The 25,815-nt window shown below is 57.4% G+C and carries 28 protein-coding genes; 17 read left to right on the top strand and 11 right to left on the bottom strand.

The features are described from left to right. Window positions 1-362 precede the first annotated feature (362 nt). Complete coding sequence (locus tag PZA18_RS20685; RefSeq protein ID WP_284102781.1) at window positions 363-1,565, top strand: glycerophosphodiester phosphodiesterase; 1,203 nt, start codon at window positions 363-365, stop codon at window positions 1,563-1,565. A 198-nt stretch (window positions 1,566-1,763) separates the two neighbouring features. Here PZA18_RS20685 and PZA18_RS20680 read toward each other — a convergent pair whose 3' ends face one another. From PZA18_RS20680 to PZA18_RS20655, 6 genes are all read right to left on the bottom strand, one after another. Beyond that, on the bottom strand, window positions 1,764-1,997 hold the full coding sequence (locus PZA18_RS20680; RefSeq protein WP_284102780.1) for a hypothetical protein: 234 nt from the start codon (window positions 1,995-1,997) through the stop codon (window positions 1,764-1,766). A 288-nt stretch (window positions 1,998-2,285) separates the two neighbouring features. Next, window positions 2,286-2,792: an arsinothricin resistance N-acetyltransferase ArsN1 family A gene (locus tag PZA18_RS20675; protein WP_284102779.1), complete on the bottom strand. Its 507-nt coding sequence runs from the start codon at window positions 2,790-2,792 to the stop codon at window positions 2,286-2,288. A 154-nt stretch (window positions 2,793-2,946) separates the two neighbouring features. After that, on the bottom strand, window positions 2,947-3,561 hold the full coding sequence (locus tag PZA18_RS20670; protein ID WP_284102778.1) for a PH domain-containing protein: 615 nt from the start codon (window positions 3,559-3,561) through the stop codon (window positions 2,947-2,949). 109 nt (window positions 3,562-3,670) lie between these two features. After that, window positions 3,671-4,459, bottom strand: coding sequence for a substrate-binding periplasmic protein (locus PZA18_RS20665; protein ID WP_284102777.1), 789 nt, complete (start codon window positions 4,457-4,459; stop codon window positions 3,671-3,673). A 103-nt stretch (window positions 4,460-4,562) separates the two neighbouring features. Next, window positions 4,563-4,982 carry a DOPA 4,5-dioxygenase family protein gene (locus PZA18_RS20660; protein WP_284102776.1) on the bottom strand — a complete coding sequence of 140 codons (420 nt, stop codon included), beginning with the start codon at window positions 4,980-4,982 and terminating at the stop codon, window positions 4,563-4,565. A 33-nt stretch (window positions 4,983-5,015) separates the two neighbouring features. Next, on the bottom strand, window positions 5,016-5,852 hold the full coding sequence (locus tag PZA18_RS20655; protein WP_284102775.1) for a class I SAM-dependent methyltransferase: 837 nt from the start codon (window positions 5,850-5,852) through the stop codon (window positions 5,016-5,018). A gap of 157 nt (window positions 5,853-6,009) precedes the next feature. On the opposite strand from PZA18_RS20655, the gene PZA18_RS20650 reads away from it, so the two are divergent. Then, window positions 6,010-7,233 carry a CapA family protein gene (locus PZA18_RS20650; protein ID WP_284102774.1) on the top strand — a complete coding sequence of 408 codons (1,224 nt, stop codon included), beginning with the start codon at window positions 6,010-6,012 and terminating at the stop codon, window positions 7,231-7,233. Window positions 7,234-7,387: 154 nt separating this feature from the next. Here the strand turns inward: PZA18_RS20650 and PZA18_RS20645 are convergent, their stop codons facing one another. Then, the gene (locus PZA18_RS20645) at window positions 7,388-7,804 is read right to left on the bottom strand and encodes a DUF2141 domain-containing protein (RefSeq protein WP_284102773.1); all 417 of its coding nucleotides are present in this window, start codon (window positions 7,802-7,804) and stop codon (window positions 7,388-7,390) included. 115 nt (window positions 7,805-7,919) lie between these two features. Next, a complete protein-coding gene (locus tag PZA18_RS20640; RefSeq protein WP_284102772.1) occupies window positions 7,920-8,111 on the bottom strand; it encodes a Lar family restriction alleviation protein in 192 nt (63 codons plus the stop codon). Between the two features lie 529 nt (window positions 8,112-8,640). Here PZA18_RS20640 and PZA18_RS20635 point away from each other — a divergent pair. The 15 genes from PZA18_RS20635 (at window position 8,641) to PZA18_RS20565 (ending at window position 23,316) form a co-directional block, all read left to right on the top strand. Next, window positions 8,641-10,476: a M4 family metallopeptidase gene (locus PZA18_RS20635; RefSeq protein ID WP_284102771.1), complete on the top strand. Its 1,836-nt coding sequence runs from the start codon at window positions 8,641-8,643 to the stop codon at window positions 10,474-10,476. Window positions 10,477-10,509: 33 nt separating this feature from the next. Next, window positions 10,510-12,447 carry a M12 family metallopeptidase gene (locus tag PZA18_RS20630; protein ID WP_284102770.1) on the top strand — a complete coding sequence of 646 codons (1,938 nt, stop codon included), beginning with the start codon at window positions 10,510-10,512 and terminating at the stop codon, window positions 12,445-12,447. A gap of 120 nt (window positions 12,448-12,567) precedes the next feature. After that, window positions 12,568-13,107, top strand: a complete 540-nt coding sequence (locus PZA18_RS20625) for a hypothetical protein (RefSeq protein ID WP_284102769.1) — start codon at window positions 12,568-12,570, stop codon at window positions 13,105-13,107. Window positions 13,108-13,239: 132 nt separating this feature from the next. Next, entirely contained in the window at window positions 13,240-13,656 is a 417-nt protein-coding gene (gene gspG, locus PZA18_RS20620) for a type II secretion system major pseudopilin GspG (RefSeq protein WP_284102768.1), read from the top strand. A gap of 21 nt (window positions 13,657-13,677) precedes the next feature. Further along, entirely contained in the window at window positions 13,678-14,877 is a 1,200-nt protein-coding gene (locus tag PZA18_RS20615; protein WP_284102767.1) for a type II secretion system F family protein, read from the top strand. Beyond that, complete coding sequence (locus PZA18_RS20610) at window positions 14,874-16,565, top strand: GspE/PulE family protein (RefSeq protein ID WP_284102766.1); 1,692 nt, start codon at window positions 14,874-14,876, stop codon at window positions 16,563-16,565. The genes PZA18_RS20615 and PZA18_RS20610 overlap by 4 nt, the downstream gene beginning before the upstream one ends. Next, a complete protein-coding gene (locus PZA18_RS20605) occupies window positions 16,546-17,334 on the top strand; it encodes a hypothetical protein (RefSeq protein WP_284102765.1) in 789 nt (262 codons plus the stop codon). Before PZA18_RS20610 ends, PZA18_RS20605 begins: the two co-directional genes overlap by 20 nt. A gap of 1 nt (window position 17,335) precedes the next feature. Then, on the top strand, window positions 17,336-17,863 hold the full coding sequence (locus tag PZA18_RS20600) for a PilN domain-containing protein (protein ID WP_284102764.1): 528 nt from the start codon (window positions 17,336-17,338) through the stop codon (window positions 17,861-17,863). Further along, entirely contained in the window at window positions 17,860-18,399 is a 540-nt protein-coding gene (locus PZA18_RS20595) for a hypothetical protein (protein ID WP_284102763.1), read from the top strand. Before PZA18_RS20600 ends, PZA18_RS20595 begins: the two co-directional genes overlap by 4 nt. Beyond that, window positions 18,396-18,977: a hypothetical protein gene (locus tag PZA18_RS20590; RefSeq protein WP_284102762.1), complete on the top strand. Its 582-nt coding sequence runs from the start codon at window positions 18,396-18,398 to the stop codon at window positions 18,975-18,977. Before PZA18_RS20595 ends, PZA18_RS20590 begins: the two co-directional genes overlap by 4 nt. Next, a complete protein-coding gene (locus tag PZA18_RS20585) occupies window positions 18,977-20,923 on the top strand; it encodes a secretin N-terminal domain-containing protein (protein ID WP_284102761.1) in 1,947 nt (648 codons plus the stop codon). The genes PZA18_RS20590 and PZA18_RS20585 overlap by 1 nt, the downstream gene beginning before the upstream one ends. After that, complete coding sequence (locus PZA18_RS20580) at window positions 20,923-21,411, top strand: type II secretion system protein (protein WP_284102760.1); 489 nt, start codon at window positions 20,923-20,925, stop codon at window positions 21,409-21,411. The genes PZA18_RS20585 and PZA18_RS20580 overlap by 1 nt, the downstream gene beginning before the upstream one ends. Before the next feature lie 5 nt (window positions 21,412-21,416). Next, window positions 21,417-21,791: a type II secretion system protein gene (locus PZA18_RS20575; RefSeq protein WP_308447437.1), complete on the top strand. Its 375-nt coding sequence runs from the start codon at window positions 21,417-21,419 to the stop codon at window positions 21,789-21,791. After that, window positions 21,778-22,251 (top strand): type II secretion system protein, encoded by a 474-nt coding sequence (locus PZA18_RS20570; RefSeq protein WP_284102758.1) that lies wholly within the window; start codon window positions 21,778-21,780, stop codon window positions 22,249-22,251. The genes PZA18_RS20575 and PZA18_RS20570 overlap by 14 nt, the downstream gene beginning before the upstream one ends. Before the next feature lie 150 nt (window positions 22,252-22,401). Next, entirely contained in the window at window positions 22,402-23,316 is a 915-nt protein-coding gene (locus PZA18_RS20565) for a LysR family transcriptional regulator (protein WP_284102782.1), read from the top strand. 110 nt (window positions 23,317-23,426) lie between these two features. Here PZA18_RS20565 and PZA18_RS20560 read toward each other — a convergent pair whose 3' ends face one another. The 3 genes from PZA18_RS20560 to metX are packed head-to-tail and all read right to left on the bottom strand — an operon-like array spanning window position 23,427 to window position 25,785. After that, the gene (locus tag PZA18_RS20560) at window positions 23,427-24,044 is read right to left on the bottom strand and encodes a 2OG-Fe(II) oxygenase (RefSeq protein ID WP_284102757.1); all 618 of its coding nucleotides are present in this window, start codon (window positions 24,042-24,044) and stop codon (window positions 23,427-23,429) included. Further along, window positions 24,041-24,640: a methionine biosynthesis protein MetW gene (gene metW, locus PZA18_RS20555; RefSeq protein ID WP_407951201.1), complete on the bottom strand. Its 600-nt coding sequence runs from the start codon at window positions 24,638-24,640 to the stop codon at window positions 24,041-24,043. Before metW ends, PZA18_RS20560 begins: the two co-directional genes overlap by 4 nt. Window positions 24,641-24,642: 2 nt before the next feature. After that, the gene (metX, locus tag PZA18_RS20550) at window positions 24,643-25,785 is read right to left on the bottom strand and encodes a homoserine O-succinyltransferase MetX (protein WP_284102755.1); all 1,143 of its coding nucleotides are present in this window, start codon (window positions 25,783-25,785) and stop codon (window positions 24,643-24,645) included. Between the last annotated feature and the right edge of the window lie 30 nt (window positions 25,786-25,815).

The raw sequence follows: 25,815 nt of genomic DNA, 5'->3' as shown, positions 1-25,815 counted from the left end.
CGCCGGGCCGAGTTTTGGGGCAGGGCTAGGCAGGGTGAGCGTGGTTTAGCGAGCTAAATAAGCGAACCCTAACGACGCCATGCCCCAAAAATCGACCCGGCCCGGAGGGTTTCGCCGGATTTGGGCCTGCTGCCGCGTTAAAAATCGCGTGGCTTATCACTAAGCGGCGCGCTTTTCGCCTTGCATCAGGCCCAAATTCGACGAAACGCGATCCGAAAACAAAACGTCAACAGAGCCTAGAGGCCACAAGCCAGCGTCAAACACTTGGGCAAATCAACATCCGTAATAAAAACGACACGCCTCTGTCATGCCACTGCGGCATGGTGCCGCCTTTGTTGCGGTGAATCATTGAGGAGAGAGCGATGAAGAAGTGCTTATCGGCCCGTCGTCTGGGGCAGTTGTCGGTTCTGGCGTTGGCAGTTGCTGCCACGCCTGCCGTGTACGGCCTGAGCAAGCAAGCATCAAAGGCTGGCGCCAGCAAGCCGGCCCGGCCCCTGATCATCGGCCATCGGGGTGCGCCGGGCTATCTGCCCGAACACACCATCGAAGGCTATACGCTGGCGATTGAGATGGGCGTTGACTACATCGAGCCCGATCTGGTTTCGACCAAAGATGGTGTGCTGATCGCCCGCCACGAACCCAATATGATCGCCACTACCGATGTCGCGGAGCATCCGGAGTTTGCCGATCGCAAGAAGACCATCAAGGTTGATGGCGTCGAGGAAACCGGATTTTTTGCCAGCGACTTCACCCTGGCCGAAATCAAGACCCTGCGCGCCAAGCAGGCATTTGCCGAGCGCGACCAGAGCCATAACGGCAAATATCTGATTCCAACCTTCGACGAGGTCATCGCGCTGGCTCAGGCCAAGTCGAAAGCATTGAAGCGGACGATCGGGGTCTACCCGGAAACCAAGCACCCCACCTGGCACCGTGACCTGAATTTGCCGCTGGAAGACAAATTGCTCGCCTCGCTCGACAAGGCCGGCTGGAACCGTGCCGACGCGCCGGTATTCATCCAGTCGTTCGAGCAATCCAATCTGAAAGCCCTGCGCAGTAAAACCAAGGTCAAGCTGGTACAACTGATTGATGGTGGCGATATTGACCTGAAAACCGGCGCCATTACTTACGCCGCGCCTTCCGACCGCCCTTACGACTGGACCCGCGCCGGCCGGGCCGGTACTTACGCCGATCTGCTGACCCCAGCCGGGCTTGATGACGTGAAGACTTACGCTGACGCCATCGGCCCCTGGAAGCGTTACATCGTCAGCGTAAAAGCCACCTATGGCACCGATGGCAAAGCGGTGGATGTGAATGGCGATGGTAAGGTGAATGACGCCGACTACACTACCCTGATCAACGAAAAGCTGGTGAAGGACATCAAGCAACGCGGCCTGCAGATCCACACCTGGACTTTCCGCAATGAGCCGCGCCGTCTGGCGTCGAATTATGCTGGTGACCCCGGCAAGGAATATCTGCAATTCTTCCAGCTCGGCGTGGACGGCGAATTCAGCGATTTCCCGGATTCTGCAGTCTTTGCCCGTAAAGCTTTCATGGCAGGTTCATGAGGTTTATTGCTTTGCAGTACATTCAAAACAATCCATTAGCTTGATATCAAATGAGATAGCCAGCCTTTGCAGACTGGCTATTTTCACACCAGCGCAATATCACCATGAATCATTTGAAATTAACGCTTGCCGGACTACTTATGCAATAAGTATTACCTTGATCATCAACCACCCGTACCCACCGGGTATAAATTGCCGTCAAACCACCCAATTCATAATAACTACTGGACGAGTAAGGGCTGAGCGCCTGACCGGCCATGCCATTGCCTTCCCCAAAGCGCGTAAATTGCCGGGCAATGGACCAAGTGCACAACCAGCACGCAAAATGACCGACTCTCCAATCTTAACCACCGTCTTATCGGCATAGGCATAGCAATCGTTGGCATTGGCCATCTGCGGCGCATCAACCTTCTGGACATTCAGAGAAGGCATGTCTTAGCCAGCGCAAGCGATGGGCCTACCGCAGCAATCAAACCCATCATTAAAGCATGTCATTTTATTTGCCCCGTTGTTTGTATTCAAAATGGACTACGAAATAATACATAGCACCATGCCATGCAGCGTGACCAGCCATCGCAATAACGATTCGGCCAAGCAAAGAATACTTCACTACAAATTCTTCCGCATGCGCATTTTGCAATCAATCAATTCAATAATAAACACCCACCCATCAATATTTAAATAACAAACAACAAATACCAGGCAAGTTATATTTTTGAATTAAATCAATACCAGATTGGCATCAATTAATTTCTCCACCACTACTACATCTTGCCAATGCCCATCAATCCGGGCGTGACTCAGGTGTAAGCCGACTTCTCTAAAGCCGCAGGCACGGCACAGGCGGCGACTCCCCTCGTTGTCAGCAAAAACACGCGACGTCACTTTCCAGAAACCGGCTTGCTGGGCGGCATCAATCAAGGCATTGAGTAGCGGCTTGCCCAGACCTTGGCCCTGATGCGCGTTGCTGACATAAATGGAGAAATCGGCGATACCGGCATAGCACTCGCGCGGACTATAGCTACCTAGCCCAGCCCAGGCAGCCACTTCACCGCTTCCAAGGGTCGCTACCATTACCGGGTAACGGTCCAGCTCTTCCATCCAGCTGGCAATATCACTCATGGTGCGAGGCCGGGTTTCAAACGTAGCGGTTCGGGAGGCGATGCCCTGATTGTAGATGGCAACAATGGCAGCACAGTCTGCTGCCGTGGCAAGGCGTATCTGCATGATAGGAATCTCTATGACTTTGAGGCGGGATAATGATCAGGCGCTTTTTGCCTGCAATGGGCAGAACAGAAAACCTATTGAAGTTGGTTCGGTATCAGACTGTGGAAACACGCAAGGCGGGAAGGGCTGCTTGCAGCCCTTCATGACAGCAGGCTCAGTGCTTGATATAGCGCTCAAATACGAAACCAAAGTCTTTCACGATGTATTTCTGGTGCGCCGCAGTCAGCCATGAGAAGGCAGCCTGATTCAGCTCTTTGAACGCATCAACTACCGGCACCCCACCCACCTGCCCTCGCCCCAGCGTCGTCGAAGCAATATCGACGCTGGCTTTGGCGTAATTCAGCATGATTTCGTTTTCACGCATCATTTCAGATATACGCAGCAGGGTTTTGTAGAGGTCTTTGAGTTCTTCGATGTGCTTTTTATGGACATCAATCGAGAACTTTTCATCCCCCATATGAAACTTGATTTCAACGTCCATATCGATGGTGCCGGCCGTTTCCAGCAAGACGTGTGAAATCGGGTGCGAGCTGTAGCTGTAGCGGTGCAACATGCGCTTCTTGCTGACGGCGCTGGTGCCATCCAGATGGATCAGGGCTTTGTTGGTAAAGCAGTATTCGTCGGTTTTGGATTTGATCAGGAAGAAGATTTTTTCCTGATCCTCATGCATCACGTAATCGTCCGAATCGACCTTGTCGTAGTTATCTGGGGTGATGATCGAACCAATATCGCTCAGACCAAGGGCATCGGCCGCGAGTTTTCCAAACATCGTTGTCTCCTGGCGGAATCGAATGAAGAAATGCGACTGCAAGCCGCCTACACAAGGGCGGCTAGTCACTATGCGCAATCGCTCGTCCAGCGGCAAGTATTCTGCGGTATCAGCTGCCGACGTTAGACCAACTATTCGGACACTTCACTTGTTTGAGAATGCGGGCATGCTCGCCTGACTCGTACAGCTTTTTCAGGCCGTCATTGAAAGACTTCAGCAACACCACGCTCGATATTTGGCCGCGAGGCAACAGCAGATGAGTTGTAAAGTTCTCGGTCATCAGCTTTGGATGGGCATGCAAGCGCGCTACCTCCCCCTCGCTGAAGTGACGCCCCAGAAGGTCACAGGCAACGTTGCGCTCCATCGGTGCCACATCCACCCGGCCGGCAATCAGCTTGCGCAGGGCTGCCAGGTCGTCCGGGGTCGGGTCGGCACGTAGCTCGCCAGAGCTGACTTTGGCACGCAACTCAGGGGTGTAGGTGTAATCGCGGATCACCGCGAGCAGGAAGGGTTTGAGGTCATCCAGGGTCTTCCAGTCCAGATCAATGCTTTTGCGATGGATAAAGACCCATTGCTCGGTCAGTACATTGTCGCTATGCCAGAAATCCCGCTCGCGCTCTTCGGTGCGCCCCCAGTAAGCCGTGCCATCCCAGCGCCCGGCGCGCGTTTCAACCAATGCCCGCGACCAGGGCATAAAGCTGAACTCGACCTTGTAACCTGCCAGCTCGAACGCCCGTCTCACCACATTGAGCGCGATGCCCTGATCCGCTCGGGACTCGGTGGCATACGGCGGCAGTTCACCCGTTGCAATGCGCAGCACCCTGACATCTGCGGCCTGAGCACTGGTCATCAACGCAAGCAGCAGCCCTAACACCCATTTCAACCACCATCGCCACATCGTTCACCCTCCTCAAACAGGCAGGCCCCTACCAACCGGTCTGATGCTCCAGTTATAGCGTTTATGGTTGCCAGCGGGACTTGAGGTGATAAACGGCAGCGGCTCAGGGCATGAGGACTGGCGCCGTGTTGATTCGCACCGGCCGAGGTTCGGCCTCTCCCCGCGCCTGCAGTGAAATCGCCAAAGCATCGAGGTAGAGCTCACATGGCTGGCCCAGCCATAGCACACCCGCCGAGTGATCATCCCTTTCCCGATCCGTATTGGGATGGACCATCACGCTCAGGCCCTGCCGGTTCAGCATCAGCCACGGCACCAGCGTGCCAAATAACTCGGGTAGAAAACCAACTTCATACTGGGCCAGGCTATGCGGACCAACAGGCTGTTCAAACAGTCGGCCCATATCCACCGGGAAACGTTCGGCGATCAGCGTTCGCATCTGTAAGGCCAGTTCGCGACTGCTATCGTCGTAATAAATGTGGGCGTGGTAATGAAAGACATCACCGAGCGGATAGAGAACGGGCATCAGATTCCTCGCGATTGGGCAGTTGGGCATCCCTCAGCCCACTTGGTAGCCACTGAAAAAACGGGGCGACAATTCCTGCAGGCCAACCTCGGCCAACACCGCCTGGAGGCGCTCTGCCGGTTTACGGCGCGGCCGGTTTTCGTAGCTGGCAATGATCAATTCGTTTTTCATCGAATGCTCCCAGCCGACCAGCTCGGTTACGTTCACGCTATAGCCGTGCGACTCCAGCTGCAGGCAGCGCAGCACATTGGTCAGATGGCTGCCGAACTCGCGGGTGTGAATCGGGTGGCGCCAGATTTCAGTGAGTGGATTGGCCAACTGCCCCCCCTTGTGCTTGCGCAGGGCTGCAGCCACTTCAGCCTGGCAACAAGGCACCAGCACAATATGTTTGGCCTGCTTGGCCAATGCAAAGCGGATCGCATCATCGGTCGCCGTGTTGCAGGCATGCAGGGCCGTCACGATATCAACCCGCGAAGGCAAGGCCGGGTTGTCGATGGAATCTGCCACCGACAGATTCAGAAACGCCATGCCGGCAAATCCCAGACGCGCCGCCAGCTCGGTCGAGCGGCTGACCAGCTCGTCACGGGTTTCAATACCGTAGATATGCGCCGCTGGGGCATGTTCCTTGAAAAACAGATCGAACAATATGAAGCCGAGATAGGACTTGCCAGCACCATGATCCACCAGACTGAAGTCCTCACACTCTGCCCGGCAGGACTTCAGCAAGGGTTCGATGAACTGAAACAGGTGATACACCTGCTTCAACTTGCGCCGGCTATCCTGATTGAGCTTGCCGTCACGCGTAAGAATGTGCAGCTCTTTCAGTAATTCAAGGGATTGTCCGGGGCGGATGTCGTACTTCTCGGCCATGATGGGTGCCTGCTTGCAAACGGGCAGGTATTTTAATGCCGTTTTGATGGCGGGCGATGAAGTGTTGTAACCAGACCAACAGACCACGGCGGTACCAATTGACCTCAACGAAATTTGCTAGGCTCTGAGCCTGTTCGTCATTCCTTGAGTCCGCGTCATGGCATCGAAACTCTCTCAGACCCTCCTTGCAGGCTTGCTGCTGGCGGGCCTGACCAGCCTGCCGGCAGCCGCTCGCCGCAACGATCCCGACACCATTCGCATCGCCGCATGTGGCGACGTGATGATGCAGAATCAGAACGGGGGCAGCCGGCTGCCAGACAAGTCGCTGGCGCGGTTCATGTCCGCCATGCGGCCGCTGTTTCTGGCAGCCGATGTGGCTTACGTCAATCTGGAAGGGCCAATTGGCGGCTCCTTGCCCAAGAACTGCCGTGCCGGCCGTTGCTATCGCTTCAGCCAAAGCCCGCTGACTGCCCGCACCCTGTCAGACGCCGGCGTGAACATTGCGGGCGTCGCCAACAACCACGCAGCGGATATGGGAGAGACCGGCCAGCAATCAACGCGCACCGCCCTTGCCCTGCAGGGAATCGACACGGTCGGCTATTTCGACGTCCCCAGCATCAGCTGGCAGTTGAAACACCAACGCAAGGTCAGAATGCTGGCATTCAGCGCCAATTCTTTCGCTCCGGACTTCCGGCGCCCCGAAGCCTTACAACAGATCCAACTGGCCAAACGAGAGAATGAAGTACTGGTCATCGCCGTTCACATGGGTTGTGAAGGCGAGCGTTGTGCGCGGATTCCCGGCGGGGCCGAGTGGTATCAGGGCGAAAACCGGGGCGACCCCGTGGCTTTTGCCCGCGCCGCCATTGATGCGGGGGCCGATCTGGTTCTGGGTTCAGGGCCGCATGTACCACGCGCCCTCGAAGTCTACCGAGAACGCCTGATCGCCTATTCGCTCGGTAACTGCGCGGTCGGGCCGGGCATCGACTCCTCCGGCAAAGCCGGTTGGGCGCCATTGCTGACAGTTACCGTCGATCGGGAAGGTCGCTTGCTGAACTGGGATGTCGCCTCGTTCCGCAATAACCGCAGTGGTGTAATCCTGGACGAGCAGGAGCTGGCGCTACGCTGGATGCTGGACGCTACTGCAGGCGACTTCGGCCAGGGCAGTCAGCAATTACTGCTCAGCTATTGGAATCGCAGTGTGCTCAGCCTGAAATCCACCTGGGGGGAACGCCTCGTCCACCGACTGATCAATACTGTCGATCAAGCGGCCCCAGTCCCGATCCAGACTGCCGTCAACGTCGCCAACAGCCTAAGCCGTAATGGCCGCACACCCGACTCCAGCCCCATCCGCACAGCACAGATGAGCAATGGACCACGCTAGGCTCGGTTGAAATTTTGCTTTTGGGGCGCTCAGGTGGATATGAGGAAGCGGGGCGGGTCATGCCCCGGTGCTTGAGCCGCAGGATGGTGGTTCAATCGAACCGCATCAGCCGCAACATCCGCCCACCTCTCAAACGTCCGGCAGCCTACCAGGCTTAGTGCAATTTGATGTGGATGCTGGCCCCGGTTTCCCCGACCCGCACCTTGGCCTGATCAAACTTGGGAGGCCCCATCCAGCCTCGTGCATCATTCGAAAAGCCATACGCCTCGGTTGGCATCCCGACGTCATTGCGATCAAGCTTGCGGTTGTCGTTCTCATCATGAATCACCACCACAGCAAGCTCGCCGACCGGCACGTCAGTCAGGCTGACCTGCATTCTCCCGGCGCTGGCATCCAGACGGCGTTGCGCCAGAGGTTTACTCAAATACTGCTGCGAACCATAGACCGCTATCAGCAACTTTCCCTGACTATTCTTCAGCTCGGCGACCTCGACTTTCAACGCAGCCGCTTGCGCACCACTCACCAGCAACAGCCCGGACAGGGCCCACCCCATATAACTCTGTGCTTTCATGATCAGCCCTTCTGAGAAATGAAAACCACAGTCTAGTTGTCATACCACAGCACAGGCGGCCACGCGACGAAACGGTCGATTGACAGCATGAGTCACCACGCAGGGCGATCATCATTCAGTTGATGTTATTCCAGTTCTGGATAGCTTCCTTGCGGTTGTCCGCTTGCGAACCAATGGCATTGCAGTTGCCGTTCTTGCCAAACCGAGCGCATTGCACCCAGAAGCGACGAGAGCCAGCCTTGATGACTTCACCAGAAGCACCACATTTACGGCAGGGTTTAGGGGCGAGAGCGGGGTTATCAGACATGAAAAGCCTTGCAAGGAAAGGTTAACGCAACACACTGCGGGGGCTGGATGATACGGTATCTGCGCAGGCTTGGCGCCTACTGCGATCACACCACAGCAATCCGGATCCTACCCGCACCATCCAACCTAGGCTTATACGCTGGCTTCTGTTTTCAGACACCTGCAAAAACCGCTCAGCCCAACCCATTCTAAGGTTCTGCTGGCTCGTCATCCTCGCGTATTGCCATGGCAAATCATTCAAAATTCTTTATGCCCGCTTAATGCAATTTGCATCAAGAGCCGTGATACCCTGCATTCCCTTGTCGTCAATCACTATGACCGAGCGTCACTCTTGTTCCGTTCGTCTGATAGTTGATGATCCGGCCATGCTTGAAGCTGCTCGAAACACCGCACATTCAAGAGCTTGTTCGCTGACAACCCAAGGTTTACTTAACAAACCCTTAAGCGCGCGATTATTGTTTTGTCATATGCAAAATGGTCTATTACGCCCTGTCGTCAACGACAATGACATTCTTGAAAAAGGGAGCAGCATGAACGTCGAGCAAAAGAACCGGGTCCTGCGCCTTGCGGCCCTGACCCTTGCAGTAGCTGGTGCGGTGGATAGCATGGCCGCGACACGAATCGATCTGGGACAAGCAGGCCTGCAGCGCGATGCCGTCATGAGCAGCGCCGACCTGCGTCCGACCACCGCCTCGGTCGTCACCGCCGATGGCAGCGTCAAGGTCAAATATCAGCAGTTTTATCAAGGCGTCAGGGTCTGGAACGAAACCGCTCCGGTTGCCCGCAAGACCACCGGCGCGCTGGCTGACGCCCCCTCGTTCACTCACGGCACCTTGGTTGAGGGAATTGCTGCAGACATCCCCAGCACCAAGCCACGCCTGAGCCGTGATGACATCCGTCGCCTGATGCGCATCAATGCCGGCCAACAAGGCCATGCCGTCGCCAATGCCGAGCATGAAGACATCGAGCTGGTTGTCCGCCTTGACGAAAGCGGCCGGGCGCAACTGGTCTACCTTGCCTCCATGCATCTGCATGGCAACAACCCGAGCAGCCCCAGCTTCATCTTTGATGCCAACAGCGGCAACATCATCAGCAGCTGGGATGGCCTGATGCATCGTGACGCACATGGTCCTGGCGGCAATGAGAAGCTCGGCAAGTATTACTACGGCAAGGACTTCAAGCCGCTCAACGTGACGCAAGACTGCGTTTTCGATAACGAGAACGTCACCACCATAGACATGGGCAATGGCACTGCCGAGGTAAGCAAGCCCTTCAAGATGGCCAATTGCCCGGCATCCGGCACCCCCGAGAACACGGCCCGTGCCATCAATGGCGCGTTCTCCCCCGAGAACGACGGTCACTACTATGGCGGTGTGATCTTCAATATGTACAAGGAGTGGTACAACACCCGCCCCATCGAGCAGAAGCTCACCGTACGGGTCCACTACGGCAACAACTATCAGAATGCCTTCTGGAACGGCCGCAGCATGACGTTCGGCGATGGTGGATCCAGCATGTATCCGCTCGTCTCCCTCGGCGTCATGGCACACGAAGTCAGCCATGGCTACACCCAGCAGAACTCCGGCCTGATCTACAAAGGCATGTCCGGCGGCATGAACGAAGCCTTCTCGGACATGGCCGCTCAAGCTGCTGAAGAATACATGTTCGGCAAGCCGACCTTCCTGATCGGCGGTGAAATCGTCAAAGGCGGTGCTGACAAAGCGCTGCGCTACATGATGGACCCGGAGAAAGACGGCAAGTCGATAGGCCATGCCAGCAAATTCACCGATCGTCTCAACGTGCATTACTCCAGTGGTGTGTACAACAAGGCATTTGCCCTGCTCGCCACCACATCCGGCTGGAGTGCCCGCAAGGCGTTCGAAATCATGGTTATTGCCAACAAGTTGTACTGGAAACCCAACAGCACCTTCAATGAAGGCGCATGTGGCGTCGTTCAAGCCGCCAAGGATAAAGGCTACAAGTCGGAAGACGTTGTCGCCGCATTCAGCAAAGTCGGTGTCAGCTGTGATGGCACCACCCCTCCACAACCTTCGACCAAGGAACTCAAGAGCGGTATCGCGGTAACAGGTCTGGACATCGCAGCCAATGGCAAAGCGGTTTACACGATTGACGTCCCGGCCAACACCAGCTTCCTCGCCGTTCGCACCGGCGCTGGTGCAGGTGATGCCAACGTCTACGTCAAGTTTGGCGCCGAGCCGACAACCAGCAACGCCGACGCCAGTTCAGCCGGCCAAGCCAACGCCGAATACGCGCTGATCAAGTCGCCAAAGGCGGGGCGCTACTACGTACTGGTTCAAGCTCCGGCCGCAGTCAGCGGACTGTCGCTGATCGCCGTAGCGCGCTAACCCCTTGAAACCGAATTTGTGGAAACTGCCATCATGAAAAGAAACTACGCGATCCTTGCCGCTGCAGTGAGTGCGGCATTCCTGAGCACGTCCGCCCTCGCCGCAGACGAAAGCAACAACCCCGAGCTGAAGCTGCCTCGCCGGGTAGAAACCCATACCGTCAATACCCTGGATGCCAATGGTCAGGTCAGCGGCAAGATCACCTACGTGATCGCCGATGGTATGGCGTTGCTGGGTGACATCGCCCTTGGCAAGCATGAAGAGATCAAGCAGCGCGGCGCCGTACAGTTGCCTTTTGTCGCCGACTGGACAGCCCCGGTCACCAGCCAGAGCAAGCTGGTACCGATGGACAACCACTACAAAACCGCCACCCGCTGGCCCAATAATACGGTCTACTACATTTTCGATCCTGCGCTGACCCAGAAGAAACTCGACGCGATCCAGGCCGGGATGAAGCTGATCACCGACAAGACCGCCATCCGTTTCGTCAAACGCACCAACGAGCCGAACTACGTTAAGTTCACCTCAAGCGGTGGTTGCTGGGCTTACGCCGGCATGAAAGGCGGCGAGCAGCCCGTTTCGATTGGCGACGGCTGTGAGAAGCCAGGGATCGCCGCGCATGAAATGATTCACACCCTGGGCTGGATGCACGAGCATATGCGCCCGGATCGTGACAATTACATCACCGTTCACGAAGACAATATCTCCGACTCGCTCAAGGGCCAATTCACCAAGTTGCGCCCGGATCAAGTTGACCCGGTCGGCAACTACGATCTGGACTCGGTCATGCACTACCCGACCTGGGCCTTCTCGAAGAACGGCAAACCCACCATCGAGCCGAAAGATCCGAATGTTGATCCCAAGCGTCTTGGACAGCGTGTCGATCTCAGCCCTGGCGACGTTGCGTCGCTGCAGAAGTTCTACCCTGGCGACATTGGCACGGTCGAACTGAAAATTGCCCTGAGTACCAAAGAGCTGAAGATCGACCAGGACAAGCCTGGCACACTGACGCTGGATCTGGCAGGCGCAGAAGCTGATCTCAAAGGCATCAAGCTGACCGCCAAGTCTGACAATGAAGCGGTCATTGCCTCCAGCAATGTCAGTTTCACCACCACACAAGGCAATCAGCGCAGTATTCGCGTCGTTCCCGTGGCCAAAGCCAGTGGCATTGCCAACATCACCATCAACGCAACAACCGCTGCAGGCAAAACTGTCTCAGCTGTACTCAAGGTTGAAGTCCTCAAGGACAGCGGTGGCGGCACGGGCGGAGGCAATGGCGGTGGCAACGGTGGAGGTTCTGGGGCTGAAAAGCCTTTTGACCAGAAAACCCTCTACACCACCGGTAGCCGCGTCAGCTTCGAAGGCAAGGTCTATGAAATGACCCTGACTTACAAAGGTGAAGTCCGTAAGAACTACTTTGTCTACGGTTATATGTGCGTACCCAACAGCTGCACCAAGGATAAGCCAGGCAGCTACGGTGGCATGACCTACTTCTGGAGCTTGGTTGGCGACACCGGCGGCGGGAACGGGGGTGGCAATGGTGGTGGCAATACCGCGAAATGCGATACCACCCTGGATACCCAGCGCAGCTACAAGATCAGCACCGCCGGCATGCGCAAGGCACTGGTACCCGCTGGTGACGTACAAGGCTCACCAACCATCCTTTGGCAGGACGGTGGTGCGCAACGCTGGCAGTTGCAACGGAATGCAGACGGCTTTTACACAATTGCCAGCGCCGGCTCCAAACTGGCTCTGGATGTAGCGGGTGGCGCCAAGGGTGCCGGTAGCGAGCTGGTCCTCGCCACCGCTGGCAGCGGTCAAAGCCAGCAATTCTGCCCCCGCCCGAGCGGCAGTAACTACCAGCTGGTTGCACGACACAGTGGCCTGGCGGTAGGTATCACCAGCGAAAATGACGGCACAGCAGTACAGCAAGCGGCCTCGGCAGCTAACTGGTTGCTGAGCCAGCAGTAACCGTACCGGGGCGGGAAGCTTCTCGCACTAGTACTTAACTTAACTTCAATGCCCGTTTTGGGGCCGCCTTGGCGGCCCCGCTTTTGCTGTCAAACCCTGATTCGACAAAGGAATGTCATCATGCGCACCTCAAAACGTCTGCTCTGTACTTTAGGTATCATGCTCCCCCTGCTCAGTGTGCAGATTGGGCAAGCAGGCGGTCTGAGCCGCCTATTGAAGAGCGACGCAGAAACGGTCTGGCAATGCCCCCCCGGCCAATCCTGTGCCGAAAAACCGGACTATCGTGCGCTTTACCTGAAAACCGACGATACCGAGCTGTACCTCTCCTTTTCCGGTGCACTGAAAGACCGGTTTGATGCCGCGACTCTGAATAAAGAGTTCCGCTTCGGGGACCTTTACCTGCACGGCAAGGACGGCATCATTGCCCTGCATGCAGAACCCGGCACCCAAGCCGAAGCACGCATCAAATTTCTTCCAGCAAGCGCAGGTCGAGTCAAAGCCATCGTGACCGGCAAACGCTATCGCCTGCAGACTGATGGCAAACCAAGCCAGCCCGGTGCCGAGTGCAAAACCGACGATGTCGCCGGCTTTTGTCGCGAAGAGAAAAGAATCAGCAAGCCGATTGAGATCAAGCTGGATATCGCCTTGCCGAAGCTATAACTCAATACATGAGCGATCTGTCGCGGCAAGATTACGCCGGGTTACAAGCGATCAAACTGAATTAGGCAAATTTCATATACCAGTGACATAATCAGACCTTCCACCCAGACCAACATAAACAGACCATCTGCCATGAAACACGCACGCCGCTCATCCGGATTTACGCTACTCGAACTTCTGATTGCACTCGTCATCATCGGACTGCTAGTCGGGATTGTCGGCCCCAATCTGTTCAAGAATCTTGGAAAGTCTGAAGTCACTACCGCTCAGGCGCAGATTGATGCCCTGGCAAAAGCCATTGAACAATACCGGCTTGATACCGGCCATTTCCCGCGTAATGAGCAGGGCCTGATTGCGCTGACCCAGCAACCCAGCAACGAGCCGAAGTGGCACGGCCCTTACCTGAAAAAAGCCGCGCCGGTAGACCCGTGGGGGAAGCCTTACGTCTACAAGACACCCGGCAGCAATGGGCGTGAATTCGACATCCTGTCCTATGGCCGAGATGGCCAGGCAGGTGGCGCAGGCGAAGATGCCGACCTGACCAACTAAACCCGATCCAAACCCTGCAACATGGCCACGCAGTTCCAGATCAGCGCAATGGATGCGGACAAGAAAATTGTCCGATTGAAATTGGAAGCCGCGTCAATTGACGACGCGCGCGCGCTGGCGTCTTCGCGCGGCCTGCGAGTCTTGGGAATCCGCCAGGTTTCCTTGGCTCCCAAAGTGGCCAGCAAACGCGGCGGCGCCAAATTCGACCTGCTGCTATTTGCGCAGGAGCTCGCAGCGCTGATCGAGGCCGGCCTGTCGCTGACCGAATCCATTGAAACGCTGGCCGAGAAAGAAACCCGGTCTCATGTCAAAAGCGTTCTCGACAGCGTACGTGATGCGCTCTATCAGGGGCAGTCTCTATCGCAAGCCTTGGCCGCCAAGCCGGATATCTTCCCTGAACTGCTAGTCGCCAGCGTGCGAGCCAGCGAGACCACCGGCGATCTCGACAAGGCGCTCGGTCGCTACATTGCCTATCAGCAGCAGATCGAAGCCCTGCAAAAACGCCTGATCAGCGCCGCCATGTATCCAGCCATGCTGCTGGTTGCCGGTGGCGGGGTCTGCATGTTTCTGCTCGGGTATCTGGTACCAAAGTTCTCTCGCATCTACGACGGCATGCACGGCGAATTGCCGTTCCTGTCGCGCATGCTGTTAGGCTTTGGCGGTGCAATTGAAAAGCACCGGAGTCTGGCGATTGCCATGCTGATTGCCGGTGTCGGCGGGCTCATCATGTTACTCAAGCAGCCCGCTTCCCGTGCAGTCATTGCCAACTGGGCCTGGCGCAGTCCCGGCCTCGGTGAACGCCTCAAATTATTTCAGCTGGCGCGTTTTTACCGCGCTTCGGGCATGCTGCTACAGGCAGGCATCCCCTTGGTCACGGCATTCGAGCGGGTAGCGGAATTACTGCACCCGGCCTTACGCACCCCTCTCATTGGCGCCGTAGGCGCGTTGCGACAAGGGCAACCTGTAGCCGAAACCCTGGAACGGGCAGGCCTGACAACGCCCGTCGCGTTAAGGCTATTACGTGTAGGCGAAAAGAGCGGGCGTCTTGGGGAAATGATGGAACGCATCGCCGCGTTTTACGATGAAGAACTCGGCCGCTTTGTGGATGCCGCAACCAAGCTGGTCGAGCCTATACTGATGTTACTGATGGGCGGCTTTATTGGGCTTATTGTCGTCTTGATGTATCTGCCGATTTTCGAATTGGCGGGGGGACTCAAATGAACGCCCGCATCACTTCTGATACGCTCCGCAGCAAGCTCACCCCGGACCAGATCGCGCGTGCGCGCGAAGTGGCCGAGACAGCGGGCATGCCCTTGCTGTCTGCGCTGGTCGAGCAGTCACAATCCAGCAAGGAAGCCGTGCTGGCGGCACTCTCCAGCACGTTACGCATTCCACTGGTGCCGCAGCAAAAGCTGGCCGACCTCAGTCCCGACTTTAGCAAGCTGCCATTTACCGAAGCCGTTGCTCGGCTCTGCCTGCCTGTACGCCACAAAGACCGCACGGTTGCGATTGTCGCCGACCCACTGCAACCCGGCCTGCTGCATTGGCTCGAACATAAACTCGATGGCTCCTATCAGCTGGCGCTTTGCGATGATGAAGCGCTACGTGAACGCTTGTCGGCACTGGAAGAGGGACGCCGCGCCATTGATGGTCTGCTCCCGCAAGGTGAAGGCAAAAAGCGTGGCGAAGTCGTCGAAGTCATTACCCTGGCCAGCATTGCCGAGGAGTCCGGGCAGGCGGTCAAACTGGTCAACTCCACGCTGTACGACGCTCTGAAGTCAGGCGCCAGCGATATCCATATCGAGTCAGATCCAGAAGGTTTATGCGTCAAATATCGGGTTGATGGCGTTTTACTCACCATTAGCAGGGTTGCAGGTGTCGAACTGGCAGAACAAGCCATCTCCCGCCTGAAGGTCATCAGCGAACTCGATATTGCCGAGCGGCGCGTACCACAGGACGGCCGCTTCAAAGCGTTCATTTTGGAACGCGAGGTTGATTTTCGGGTGTCCATCATGCCATCGATCCACGGTGAAGATGCCGTGTTGCGGGTGCTGGACAAACAAGCCGTCGCCAGCCAGATGGACGGCTTGACCCTTGAAAGCCTTGGCCTCGATCTGGCGACCCGCAAGCTGATACGGGAACTGGCCAACGAGCCCTACGGCATGCTGCTGGTAACCGGCCCAACCGGCTCAGGCAAAACCACAACGCTGTATGCCGCTTTGGCAGAAGTGAATCATGGCGATGAAAAGATCATCACCATCGAAGACCCCGTCGAATATCAGCTGCAGGGCATCCTGCAGATTCCGGTCAATGAAAAGAAGGGCCTGACTTTTGCGCGAGGATTGCGCTCCGTATTACGTCACGACCCCGACAAAATCATGGTCGGTGAAATTCGAGACCCCGAGACGGCTCAAATCGCCGTACAGGCCGCACTGACGGGCCACCTGGTTCTCTCCACTGTCCACGCCAATAGCGTCTTCGACGTCATCAGCCGGTTCCTGCATATGGAAGTCGATCCATACAGCCTGGTCTCCGCGCTGAATGGCGTCTTGGGACAACGCCTGGTACGCCGCGTGTGCCCAAAATGTGCCGAGCCCTACCGCCCCGACTCCCAGTTGCTGCTGGCCTCACGCATTCAGCCTTCCTGGTTGCCCCGCTTCAAGTTCCGCATGGGCAAAGGTTGCACTGAATGCCGCAATACCGGCTACAAGGGCCGGATTGCCATTGCAGAAGTCTTACAACTCAACGACACCCTCAGAGAGCTGATTCTGGCACGCGCCCCCATGAGCGAAATCAAGCAAGCCGCCCGCCGTTTTGGTGCGCGCCCCCTACGTGAAATCGCGCTGGCAGCCGTCGCGCGTGGCGAAACCACCTTACAGGAGATCAACCGTGTTACTTTCGTTCGCTGACCGTGTGGTGATCGCGGTCGGCGCCGAAAGCGTCAGCGCCGTTTACCTGAAAGGCTGGGGTCGCCGCCGCGTTGCAGAGGCCCGTTTTGCCCTGAAAGTCCACGATGGCGTGCCTGATTTTGCAGAGTTAGCCACCTGGCTTGCCGACTGCAAAGCACGACAACTGGAAGTCGTCCTGTCCAGCGCCTGGGTGCGCTTCGCCGTATTGTCGTGGCAACCCGCGCTAAGCAGCGAGGCCGTCAGCCTGGACTTTGCCTCCAGCCTGTTTTCTGAACAATACGGAGACACCAGCGCGAACTGGCAAATCACGTTATCGCCTCTGCGGCCCGGTCATAGCCGTGTCGCCAGCGCGATTGATACACGCTGGCTGGCCGCCCTGCAGGCCCTCGCCGATCAACGCAAGCTGAAGCTGGTCAGCGTCCGTCCTCTTTTAGCCTCCGTCTTCAATCGCGTTGCCGACAAACTGGCTGGCGAAGCACTCCTGGCAGTGGTCGAGCCACGGCGGCTCGCCTTGATTCAAGTGCGAAACGGCGAATGGGTAAATCTCTATAACCGGATGTTGCCCGAGCCTTGGGAGCGACGCCTTCCTGGCCTGATCACCCAGGCCAGCGCCGCGCTGGATGCACTGACTACACCAGTATTCATCGCCGCCCCGGTCTTTGAACGTCCAGAACTGGGGCGATTGTCGGCTACCTGGCTACGACTTCCGCCGCAACGCGGCTTCGACCCTCGAAGCGACCGCGAATGGGCACTGTGCCTGGGGTGCTGATATGGCAAAAATCGAACTCGATTTCATCCGTCGTCCCGGCGGAGTCAGCTGGATCGGCGCCCCTTTGCTGCTGGCCGGCTTAGGTCTGGTGGTCATGGCGACCATGCGTCTGGCCGAGCTGGATGCCCAGCAGGAGCGCATTACCGGCCAGATGTGGAAGTTGCAAGCGCCAGCCGAGACCAGCCCAAGCAGCGATGCGCCTGAAGCGCTTGCTGCGGCGGACAAGCTGGCCCGTCAATTCCGGCGCCCTTGGGGCGCACTGTTTGTCCGCCTTGAGAAAATTGAAGTCAAAGGCGTCCGCCTGAGTCAGATTCTGCCGCAGACCGGTAGCAACCCCGGTGTGCAACTGGGCGGCGAAGCCGAGAACAACACAGCGTTGTATGACTACCTGCGTCGGCTAAGGCAGGAAGGTGGATTACGCGATGTGCATCTGATCCAGCAAAACACCGAAGAAAACGCCAAAGGCATCAAATTCCTGGCACAGGCACGCTGGAGTGAAGGACAGATCGCCACGGAGCCCACACCATGATGGCATGGGTGAAGTATGGGTGGTTGCAGCTTGGCACCATGGGCCGCCTTGGTGTCTATCTGCTTTTGGGTGCTGTCATTGTTTGGGTCGCCCGGGTGCTGCCTTCCGAGCACAAAGCCAACAAGCTCAGTCAGCAACTGGAACAGGCTCGTCGTGGTGCCAACCCCAAACTGGCGGTCAAGCCTCGCCGTCTGGAAGACTTCTACGCATTATTTCCGAGCCTGGACACGTTGCCCGATCAACTCTCGGCCGTTGACCAGGCAGCAGGTGCCGCCAACCTGACCATCAAGGAAGCCCAGTATCAATTGCAACCCGTGCAAGGCTTGGCTTTGCAACGCTATCAGGTCAGCTTGCCCGTTGCCGGTGACTACCCCTCTTTGCGAGGCTTCCTTAATAAGGTCATGGGCAGTGCCAGCAACGCCGTACTCGATGAAGTTCGCTTCGAGCGGGAAGAGTCGAAAGACATTGTTGTCGCCCGGTTACGCCTCAGTTTCTACTATCGCGGCAGCACCCCAGCAACGGGAGCTGCGCCATGAAGGGCTTTAATCGTTGGTGGCTGGCAGCTCTGGCAGTCGTTGCCGGTTTAGCCATCTGGTCGTCGCGAATGGCACCACCGGATGCCGATATACTGGTCGCTGAAGGTGATCGCGGGCAGGTGCCTGCCACCAGCCCCGCCCCCGCTACAGGTGCCGCCCAGCCATCATCGCCTTCCGTGGCACCGGCCGGGACTACCACCACCATCAATCACGAAGACTGGCAAACCGCCATGCGACGCGAAGAGGTGGCCGACGCGGCGGGGGATCCGTTCCACTCGAACAGCAAGCCTGCGCCGCCGACGATTACCCCGGCACCGGTGCCTTCAACGGCCAATCTGCCCAGCCCGGTTCCACCCCCTCCTCCCCCGCCTGCCAGCCTGCCCTACAAATACATGGGCAAACTATTGCGGGGAGAAAAGCTCGATATCTATCTGGATTTCAATGGCAGCCCCGTCGTCGGCCATGTTGGCGATAACCTGCCCGGAGGATGGCGTCTGGATAGTTTGAGTGCCGGCATCCTCACCTTTACCAACCTGGCTTCAGGCGAGAAGCAGGTGTTGTCTCTTGGAGCTCCGTAATGAAACTGCCCCGTCACACGATCCTATGGGGACTGGTCCTCACGCTAGGTGCCGGCTGTGCCAGCAATGGTCAGCGCACCTTCGAGCAGTCACGACAGATGCTGGCTGAAGGTCGGGCCGAAGAAGCCGTGCTGGCCCTGGAAGGCCTGGCCCGCAGCGAGCCGAACAACAATGAATACCGTAGCTACTGGTTACGGCAGCGCGAAGTGGTTGTGGATCGCTTCTTGCGTGACGCCGAAACCCAGCGCACCAACCAACGCTTTGACGAAGCCCAGACCAGCTACGAAAAAGCCCTGCGTCTACATCCCGACAATCCCAGAGCCAAGGATGGACTGATCAAGCTGGAGCGTGAGTTTGCACACCGTACCAAGCTCGAAGATGCCGCACAGGCCATTCAGACCAACAACCCGGAGCGCGCCAGGGTGCTGCTCAAGCAAGTGCTGAGCGAATCGCCGCGCCATCCGCGCGCCCGCAAAATGTTGTCGGACCTCGACACAGCCAAGAACAAGGCCGACCTCAGCCCGGTTACGGCCGCTTCACCGATGAATTCGCTGGTCACCCTGGAGTTTCGCAATGCGCCGCTGATGGCCGTGTTTGATGTGCTGAGCCAGAGTACCGGGGTCAACTTCGTATTCGACCGCGAAGTCAGGCTTGATGGGCAGACCACAATCATGGCGCGCGACACGCCTCTTGGCGATGCACTGAATGTCCTGCTTGCCACCAACAAGCTTGCCAAGCGGGTTTTGAATGACAAAACCGTGCTGATCTACTCAGCCACACCCAATCGGCAGAAAGACCTTGAGGCGCTCAACGTCAAGACCTTCTATCTCAACAATATGGAGGCCAAAGCCGCTGTCAGCCTGATCAAGACCATCGTCAAGACACGCGATATCTACGCCGATGACAAACTGAATCTGGTTGTCGTGCGTGATACTCCCGACGCCATTGCCATGGCCGAGAAGCTGATTGCCGCCAATGATCTGGCGGAGCCGGAAGTCATGCTGGATGTGGAAGTCATGGAAATCGGCAGTGAACGCCTGTCTCAACTGGGTGTGCAATTCCCCGATCAGGTTTCACTCTCGGTCCCCAAGGGGCTGGATGGCGGCAGCATTACCTGGGGTGAGTTGCGCAATCTGTCGCGCGATGGACTCAAAGTCAGCATCAGTGACCCTGCCGTAGTCCTCAACCTCAAGCATACCGACGGCGCCACCAATACCCTGGCCAACCCTCGCATCCGGGTAAAGAACCGCGAGAAAGCCAAGATTCATATTGGCGACCGCGTTCCCGTCATCACCACCACCACCAATCCGACTTCTGGCTCCGTCGCAGAATCGGTCAACTATCTGGATGTCGGCCTGAAGCTGGATGTAGAACCACAGATTTACCAGTCGGATGAAGTCGGTATTCGCCTGAGTCTGGAAGTCAGCAATATCGTCAAGGAAGTACCAAGCAAGTCCGGCTTGCTCACCTATCAGATCGGTACCCGTACCACCAGCACCATTCTGCGACTGAAAGATGGCGAGACGCAGGTGATGGCGGGCTTGCTGAAGCAGGAGGAAATCGAATCCGCATCGCGTCTGCCAGGCCTTGGCAAACTGCCAATGCTAGGCCGACTGTTCTCGTCAGAGAAGCGGCAGCTCAATAAGTCTGAACTGGTCTTGCTGATCACCCCTCATGTGGTACGCAATCTGGCTATACCCGACGCCAATGTCACCGAATTCCACAGCGGTACCGACGAAGCTATTGGCAGCGAAGCCTTGCGCCTGCCTAATCGCAGCCAGATCTCGATTCCGGCCAGCACGGATGGCGGTGGCGCTGCGCCCGTTGATAATAGTGGCGGCACCCAAGCGCCACCACCTCCGCCGCCCCCTCCACCACAGCAGCTGCCGCAGACTCAGCCTCCGATGCAGCCCCCCCCAACCGTTCCAGCTGCCGGAACTCGCTGATGGACACCCCGCCAGCGGCTGCACAGCGCGGCTTTACCTTGATCGAACTGCTGGTGTCGCTAACGTTGCTGGCGATACTGGCAGGTGCCGCGCTCCCGCTTACCCAGTTGCAGGCCCAGCGTAGCAAGGAGCAGGAACTACGCCTCGCCCTGCGGGAGATACGTGCGGGAATTGACGCCTTCAAGCAGGCGAGCGATGAAGGAAAAATCGAGAAGGCGGCCGATGCCACGGGCTATCCCAAGTCATTGCGGCAGCTGGTCGAGGGCGCTATCGACAAGACGTCGCCCGACCAGAAGCGGATTTATTTTTTACGGCGCATCCCGCGAGACCCATTCTTTCCCGACGCCAACACGCCCGCCGAACAAACCTGGGCCTTGCGCAGTTACGCCTCACCACCAGACGCCCCCGCTGCTGGCGATGATGTCTTCGATGTCTTTTCACTGAACCCACAAACCGGCCTGAATGGCCGCCCTTATCGCGAATGGTGAACCCTGTGCGCCGTCAATCTGGCTTTACCTTGATCGAGCTGCTGGTAGCCATGGCAATCATTGCCACCTTACTGAGCCTGGTCGCGCCACGCTATCTGGGGCACGTCGATCGCGCCAAGGAAACCGTGCTGCGGGATGACCTCAGCACCATGCGACGGCTGATTGATCAGTTTCACGGTGATCGTGGCCGTTATCCTGAAAGCCTGGATGAACTGGTCACCCTGCGCTATCTGCGCGAAGTTCCGGTCGATCCGATTACCGAGCGGCGCGACAGTTGGCGCGTCATCCCGCCGCCCGCAGGCACCAAAGGCAATGTCGCTGATGTGAAAAGTGGCGCCAGCGGCAACAGCAGCGAGGGCACGCCCTATGGTGACTGGTAAGCAGCCGAAAGGCTTTGCCTACCTGTGGCTACTCGGAATATTGCTGGTGATGAGCCTGCTGATGGGCAAAGCTGTGGATGTCAGCAGCACACAAGCCGAGCGCCAGCGCGAAGAGGAAGTGCTGGCCGTCGGCGATACCTATCGACGGGCAATCACTCACTATATTGAAATGCCGGGCAGTAACGGTCAGTATCCGCAAAGGCTGGAAGATCTGGTCCAGGACCCACGCTTTCCCAATCCGGTGCGCCATTTGCGCAAGCTCTATCCCGATCCGGAGACCGGACAGCCCTGGGAACCCATCGTTGCACCGGGTGGCGGAATTATGGGGGTACGCAGTACCTCTGCCCGCAAACCTTGGAAGCAACAGGGTTTTCCCGCACGTTATAAAGAATTTGGCGACGCCACGACCATTGCAGAGTGGCAATTTACCTACCAAGCGGCCAACAAGCCCAAGAGTTAAACCCGGCGCCAAAAGTGCCTTGCCAGAGAGCCTTATGAAAACCCTTTTACGGCGACAGTTTTGCTCGCATTTACGCACCCAATCTCTGACTTTTGGTCAGACTTTGCCGGTTTCGAACGGCCTGCCACAGCAAGGAGAAAACCTGTGCAGATGAAGGATTACAACGATCTGCAGTCATTGCGGTTCTTTGTGAGCATTGTCGAAAGCGGCAGTCTGTCTGCAGCGGCCCGTCAGCTGGATCTCACGACCTCCGCACTCTCACAGCGACTGCGTCAACTGGAAACCAATCTCGGCGTGCGCCTGCTCGACCGCAGCACCCGCCGGATCCAACTGACGGAGGAAGGAGAAGTGCTGTTTCAGCGGGGGTCTGTCCTGCTGAAAGACTTTGAAGAGTTGATCAGTGATCTGCGCGAGCGCAGCGGCCAGCTGGTTGGTGCGCTACGTATTTTCGGCCCTTTGGGCTTCGGCAGGCGATATCTGGCGCCGATCGTTGCTGAATTCCATTCCATGCACCCAGACCTGGACATTTCGCTGACCCTGGCGGATCGCTTCTCGGCGCATGCTTCAGATCGCTTTGATCTGGTCATCCACATTGGGGAACTGCAGGAATCGAACTGGATCGTTTATCCGATTGCTCCAAATTCACGCGTGCTCTGTGCGGCACCTCAGTATTTCCAGGAAAACCCGCCGCTAGAGCGCCCGGAAGATCTGACCCATCACCAGTGCCTGGTTCTGCGCGAGAACGACGAAGACGTTACGCTATGGCAGTTCTCGCAAGGGGATGATGTCCGCCGGATTCGGGTCACTCCCAGCTTGAGCGCGAACGATGGGGAAGTAGTCAAACAGTGGGCGCTGGCCGGAAAAGGATTGATTGTCCGGTCTGAATGGGATGTCGCACTCAATCTGCGTAGCGGCAGCCTGGTACAGGCACTGCCAGACTGGAAATTGCAAGAAGCCGATGTCGTCGCACTTGCGCCTCATCGGGTGGGGATGCCTTTGCGGCTGAAAACCTTCGTGACCTTCCTGCAGAATAAATTCAAACCGACTCCGCCCTGGCGTAAATAGCCGGTCGGTACTCGGCCGCAGAAGCGGATGCCACTCATCGCTTCTGCCACATCCAGGCTTTTTTGCAAGCGCTGTCAAACCTCCCGAACCCGATCAGGGCCCGCAGCAAGCTACACTCGGCGTCGCATCCAGCCAGTGACCGACCACCGTTCCCGACTGGCCGGCAAAACTTCGTGCCAGAAGCGATCTGACAGAAATAAAGCCAGCGTTCCCGCTTGCGGACTGACGTCAAGAAACTTCGATTCCTCTGTCGCATCCAGATACAAGCGAAGCTGTCCACCCTCAGCATCCTGCCAGTCCTGATTCAGATACAGCACGCAGGAAACCGTGCGCGCATCGTCATCACGAAAGCGATCAAGGTGACGTCGGTAGAATGTACCAACCGGATAATGCGCATAGTGGAACTCACCCTCCACCAATCCCAGATAGAGCGTCTGGTTGATTTCCCTTCGCAATGCCTGTAACGCCTGCCAGTAGGGACGTTCGGCGGCGACCTCGGCCGCCTCATCCAGCCATAGCACTTCATCACCACGCACCTGATCCCGTACCGCCAGTCCGTTGGCCCGGCCAACTCCGGCCCGATGAAATGCCCCAGCTTCACGCCGCGCTCTGGCTTCGGCCAACAGACCCGCAACCGCCTCTGCGTCAAGAAACCCCGGCCAGACAGCATAACCCCGATCAACCAGGGCATCCATCGCCTGCTGCAATGTGCTGACCGTCGGCATCATTCGAACTCAAACCGGACCAGCGCCAGGCTTCCCATTAAATTGGGCAAGACATTCACCCGGCGGCCTTGATGCAGCACCATCTGCGCGGTGGTACGCATCTTGTGCGCTGTCAGGAAGCGGTCGAAATCATGCAACGTGCACAGGTGAATATTCGGTGTGTTGTACCACTCATAGGGAATGGTTTCGGACACCGGCATCCGGCCACGCAATATCTGCCAGCGATTTTGCCAGTAACCAAAGTTGGGGAAGGTCACGATACCGATCCGGCCTACCCGCAGCATCTCCTGCACGATAAATTCGATGCGTCGCATCGATTGTAGTGTCAGCGACAGCACGACATAGTCGAAGCTGTTGGATTCAAAGCCAGAGAGGCCGCTTTCCAGGTCGCTCTGCACAACGTTCACGCCATGTTCGATACAGCTGGCCACCCCGTCGATATCAATCTCGACGCCATATCCTTCCACCTGCTTTTCTGCCCGCAGGTACGACAGCAATGCCCCATCGCCGCAGCCCAGATCCAGCACCCGGCTGGCAGGGGCGATCCAGTTGGCGACCCGCTCCAGATCCGGCCGTAAATTCTGTTCAGGAAGACGCATATTCATATTTGTAAACCCTCTGCTACCCGCCTCAGATAGGCCCGCATCACCCGGACATACGCGGGATCGGTCATCAAGAAGGCATCATGCCCGTGCACGGATTCGACTTCGACATAGCTGACGTCCTTGCGGGCGTCGAGCAATGCCTTGACGATCTCGCGCGACCGCTCAGGCGAGAAACGCCAGTCCGTCGTAAACGACACCACCAGAAAGCGTGCTTTGACTGCCGCCAAGGCCTGCGTCAGGTTGTGTCCGGTATGTCGGGCCGGATCAAAATAGTCCAGGGCCTTGGTCATCAGCAGATAAGTGTTGGCATCGAACACGCCGGAAAAACGGTCGCCCTGATAACGCAGGTAGGACTCGATCTCGAACTCGACGTCGTAGCCGTATTGGTAACTCCCCGAACGCAGCATGCGGCCGAATTTTTCGCCCATGCCATCGTCGGAAAGATAGGTGATATGTCCCAGCATGCGCGCCAGCCGCAAGCCGCGTCGGGGAGCGGTCTGGTGGCGGTAAAAGTCACCGCCATGAAAATCGGGGTCGGTCAGAATGGCCTGCCGGGCCACATCGTTGAACGCAATATTCTGCGCCGACAGCTTGGGGGCCGATGCAATCACCAGGGCATTGGCTACCCGATCAGGAAAGGTAATCGACCATTGCAATACCTGCATCCCGCCCAGACTGCCACCGATCACGGCGGCGAAGCGGTCGACACCGAGCCGGTCGGCCAGCCGTGCTTGCGAATGCACCCAGTCTTCTACGGTCAGCACCGGGAATGCCGAACCATAGGGCTGGCCGGTCGCCGGGTCCAGGCTGCTTGGCCCGGTCGAGCCGTGACAGCCCCCCAGGTTGTTGACGCCAATGACGAAGAAGTGATTGGTATCAATCGGCTTGCCCGGACCAACCATGGTGTCCCACCAACCAGGGTTCTTGTCGTCCAGATTGTAACGGCCTGCAACATGGTGGTTGCCTGACAGCGCATGGCAGATCAGCACGGCATTGCTACGTGCGGCATTCAGCTCGCCATAGGTTTCGTAGACCATCTCGTACTGGTCCAGCGTCGAGCCATTGGCCAAAGGCAATGGCACGTTGAATTCAGCCCTTTGGGCGGTGACGAGTCCTACAGAGGAGTAGTGGTTTGACATGAGTTCGATGTGTTATCGACTGGTTTGTTT

Origin of the sequence: Parachitinimonas caeni (genome assembly GCF_030129945.1) — a bacterium.
In the GTDB taxonomy this organism is placed as follows: Bacteria; Pseudomonadota; Gammaproteobacteria; order Burkholderiales; family Chitinimonadaceae; genus Parachitinimonas; species Parachitinimonas caeni.
The sequence above is the reverse complement of the archived record's forward strand: the minus strand, read 5'-3'. Positions and strand labels throughout refer to the sequence as shown.

Bases quoted from the DNA above. Each gene is read 5' to 3' on its own strand.
- PZA18_RS20685 (WP_284102781.1), top strand. From the start codon at position 363: ATGAAGAAGTGCTTATCGGCCCGTCGTCTGGGGCAGTTGTCGGTTCTG.
- PZA18_RS20680 (WP_284102780.1), bottom strand. From the start codon at position 1,997: ATGCCTTCTCTGAATGTCCAGAAGGTTGATGCGCCGCAGATGGCCAAT.
- PZA18_RS20675 (WP_284102779.1), bottom strand. From the start codon at position 2,792: ATGCAGATACGCCTTGCCACGGCAGCAGACTGTGCTGCCATTGTTGCC.
- PZA18_RS20670 (WP_284102778.1), bottom strand. From the start codon at position 3,561: ATGTTTGGAAAACTCGCGGCCGATGCCCTTGGTCTGAGCGATATTGGT.
- PZA18_RS20665 (WP_284102777.1), bottom strand. From the start codon at position 4,459: ATGTGGCGATGGTGGTTGAAATGGGTGTTAGGGCTGCTGCTTGCGTTG.
- PZA18_RS20660 (WP_284102776.1), bottom strand. From the start codon at position 4,982: ATGCCCGTTCTCTATCCGCTCGGTGATGTCTTTCATTACCACGCCCAC.
- PZA18_RS20655 (WP_284102775.1), bottom strand. From the start codon at position 5,852: ATGGCCGAGAAGTACGACATCCGCCCCGGACAATCCCTTGAATTACTG.
- PZA18_RS20650 (WP_284102774.1), top strand. From the start codon at position 6,010: ATGGCATCGAAACTCTCTCAGACCCTCCTTGCAGGCTTGCTGCTGGCG.
- PZA18_RS20645 (WP_284102773.1), bottom strand. From the start codon at position 7,804: ATGAAAGCACAGAGTTATATGGGGTGGGCCCTGTCCGGGCTGTTGCTG.
- PZA18_RS20640 (WP_284102772.1), bottom strand. From the start codon at position 8,111: ATGTCTGATAACCCCGCTCTCGCCCCTAAACCCTGCCGTAAATGTGGT.
- PZA18_RS20635 (WP_284102771.1), top strand. From the start codon at position 8,641: ATGAACGTCGAGCAAAAGAACCGGGTCCTGCGCCTTGCGGCCCTGACC.
- PZA18_RS20630 (WP_284102770.1), top strand. From the start codon at position 10,510: ATGAAAAGAAACTACGCGATCCTTGCCGCTGCAGTGAGTGCGGCATTC.
- PZA18_RS20625 (WP_284102769.1), top strand. From the start codon at position 12,568: ATGCGCACCTCAAAACGTCTGCTCTGTACTTTAGGTATCATGCTCCCC.
- gspG (WP_284102768.1), top strand. From the start codon at position 13,240: ATGAAACACGCACGCCGCTCATCCGGATTTACGCTACTCGAACTTCTG.
- PZA18_RS20615 (WP_284102767.1), top strand. From the start codon at position 13,678: ATGGCCACGCAGTTCCAGATCAGCGCAATGGATGCGGACAAGAAAATT.
- PZA18_RS20610 (WP_284102766.1), top strand. From the start codon at position 14,874: ATGAACGCCCGCATCACTTCTGATACGCTCCGCAGCAAGCTCACCCCG.
- PZA18_RS20600 (WP_284102764.1), top strand. From the start codon at position 17,336: ATGGCAAAAATCGAACTCGATTTCATCCGTCGTCCCGGCGGAGTCAGC.
- PZA18_RS20595 (WP_284102763.1), top strand. From the start codon at position 17,860: ATGATGGCATGGGTGAAGTATGGGTGGTTGCAGCTTGGCACCATGGGC.
- PZA18_RS20590 (WP_284102762.1), top strand. From the start codon at position 18,396: ATGAAGGGCTTTAATCGTTGGTGGCTGGCAGCTCTGGCAGTCGTTGCC.
- PZA18_RS20585 (WP_284102761.1), top strand. From the start codon at position 18,977: ATGAAACTGCCCCGTCACACGATCCTATGGGGACTGGTCCTCACGCTA.
- PZA18_RS20580 (WP_284102760.1), top strand. From the start codon at position 20,923: ATGGACACCCCGCCAGCGGCTGCACAGCGCGGCTTTACCTTGATCGAA.
- PZA18_RS20570 (WP_284102758.1), top strand. From the start codon at position 21,778: ATGGTGACTGGTAAGCAGCCGAAAGGCTTTGCCTACCTGTGGCTACTC.
- PZA18_RS20565 (WP_284102782.1), top strand. From the start codon at position 22,402: ATGAAGGATTACAACGATCTGCAGTCATTGCGGTTCTTTGTGAGCATT.
- PZA18_RS20560 (WP_284102757.1), bottom strand. From the start codon at position 24,044: ATGATGCCGACGGTCAGCACATTGCAGCAGGCGATGGATGCCCTGGTT.
- metW (WP_407951201.1), bottom strand. From the start codon at position 24,640: ATGCGTCTTCCTGAACAGAATTTACGGCCGGATCTGGAGCGGGTCGCC.
- metX (WP_284102755.1), bottom strand. From the start codon at position 25,785: ATGTCAAACCACTACTCCTCTGTAGGACTCGTCACCGCCCAAAGGGCT.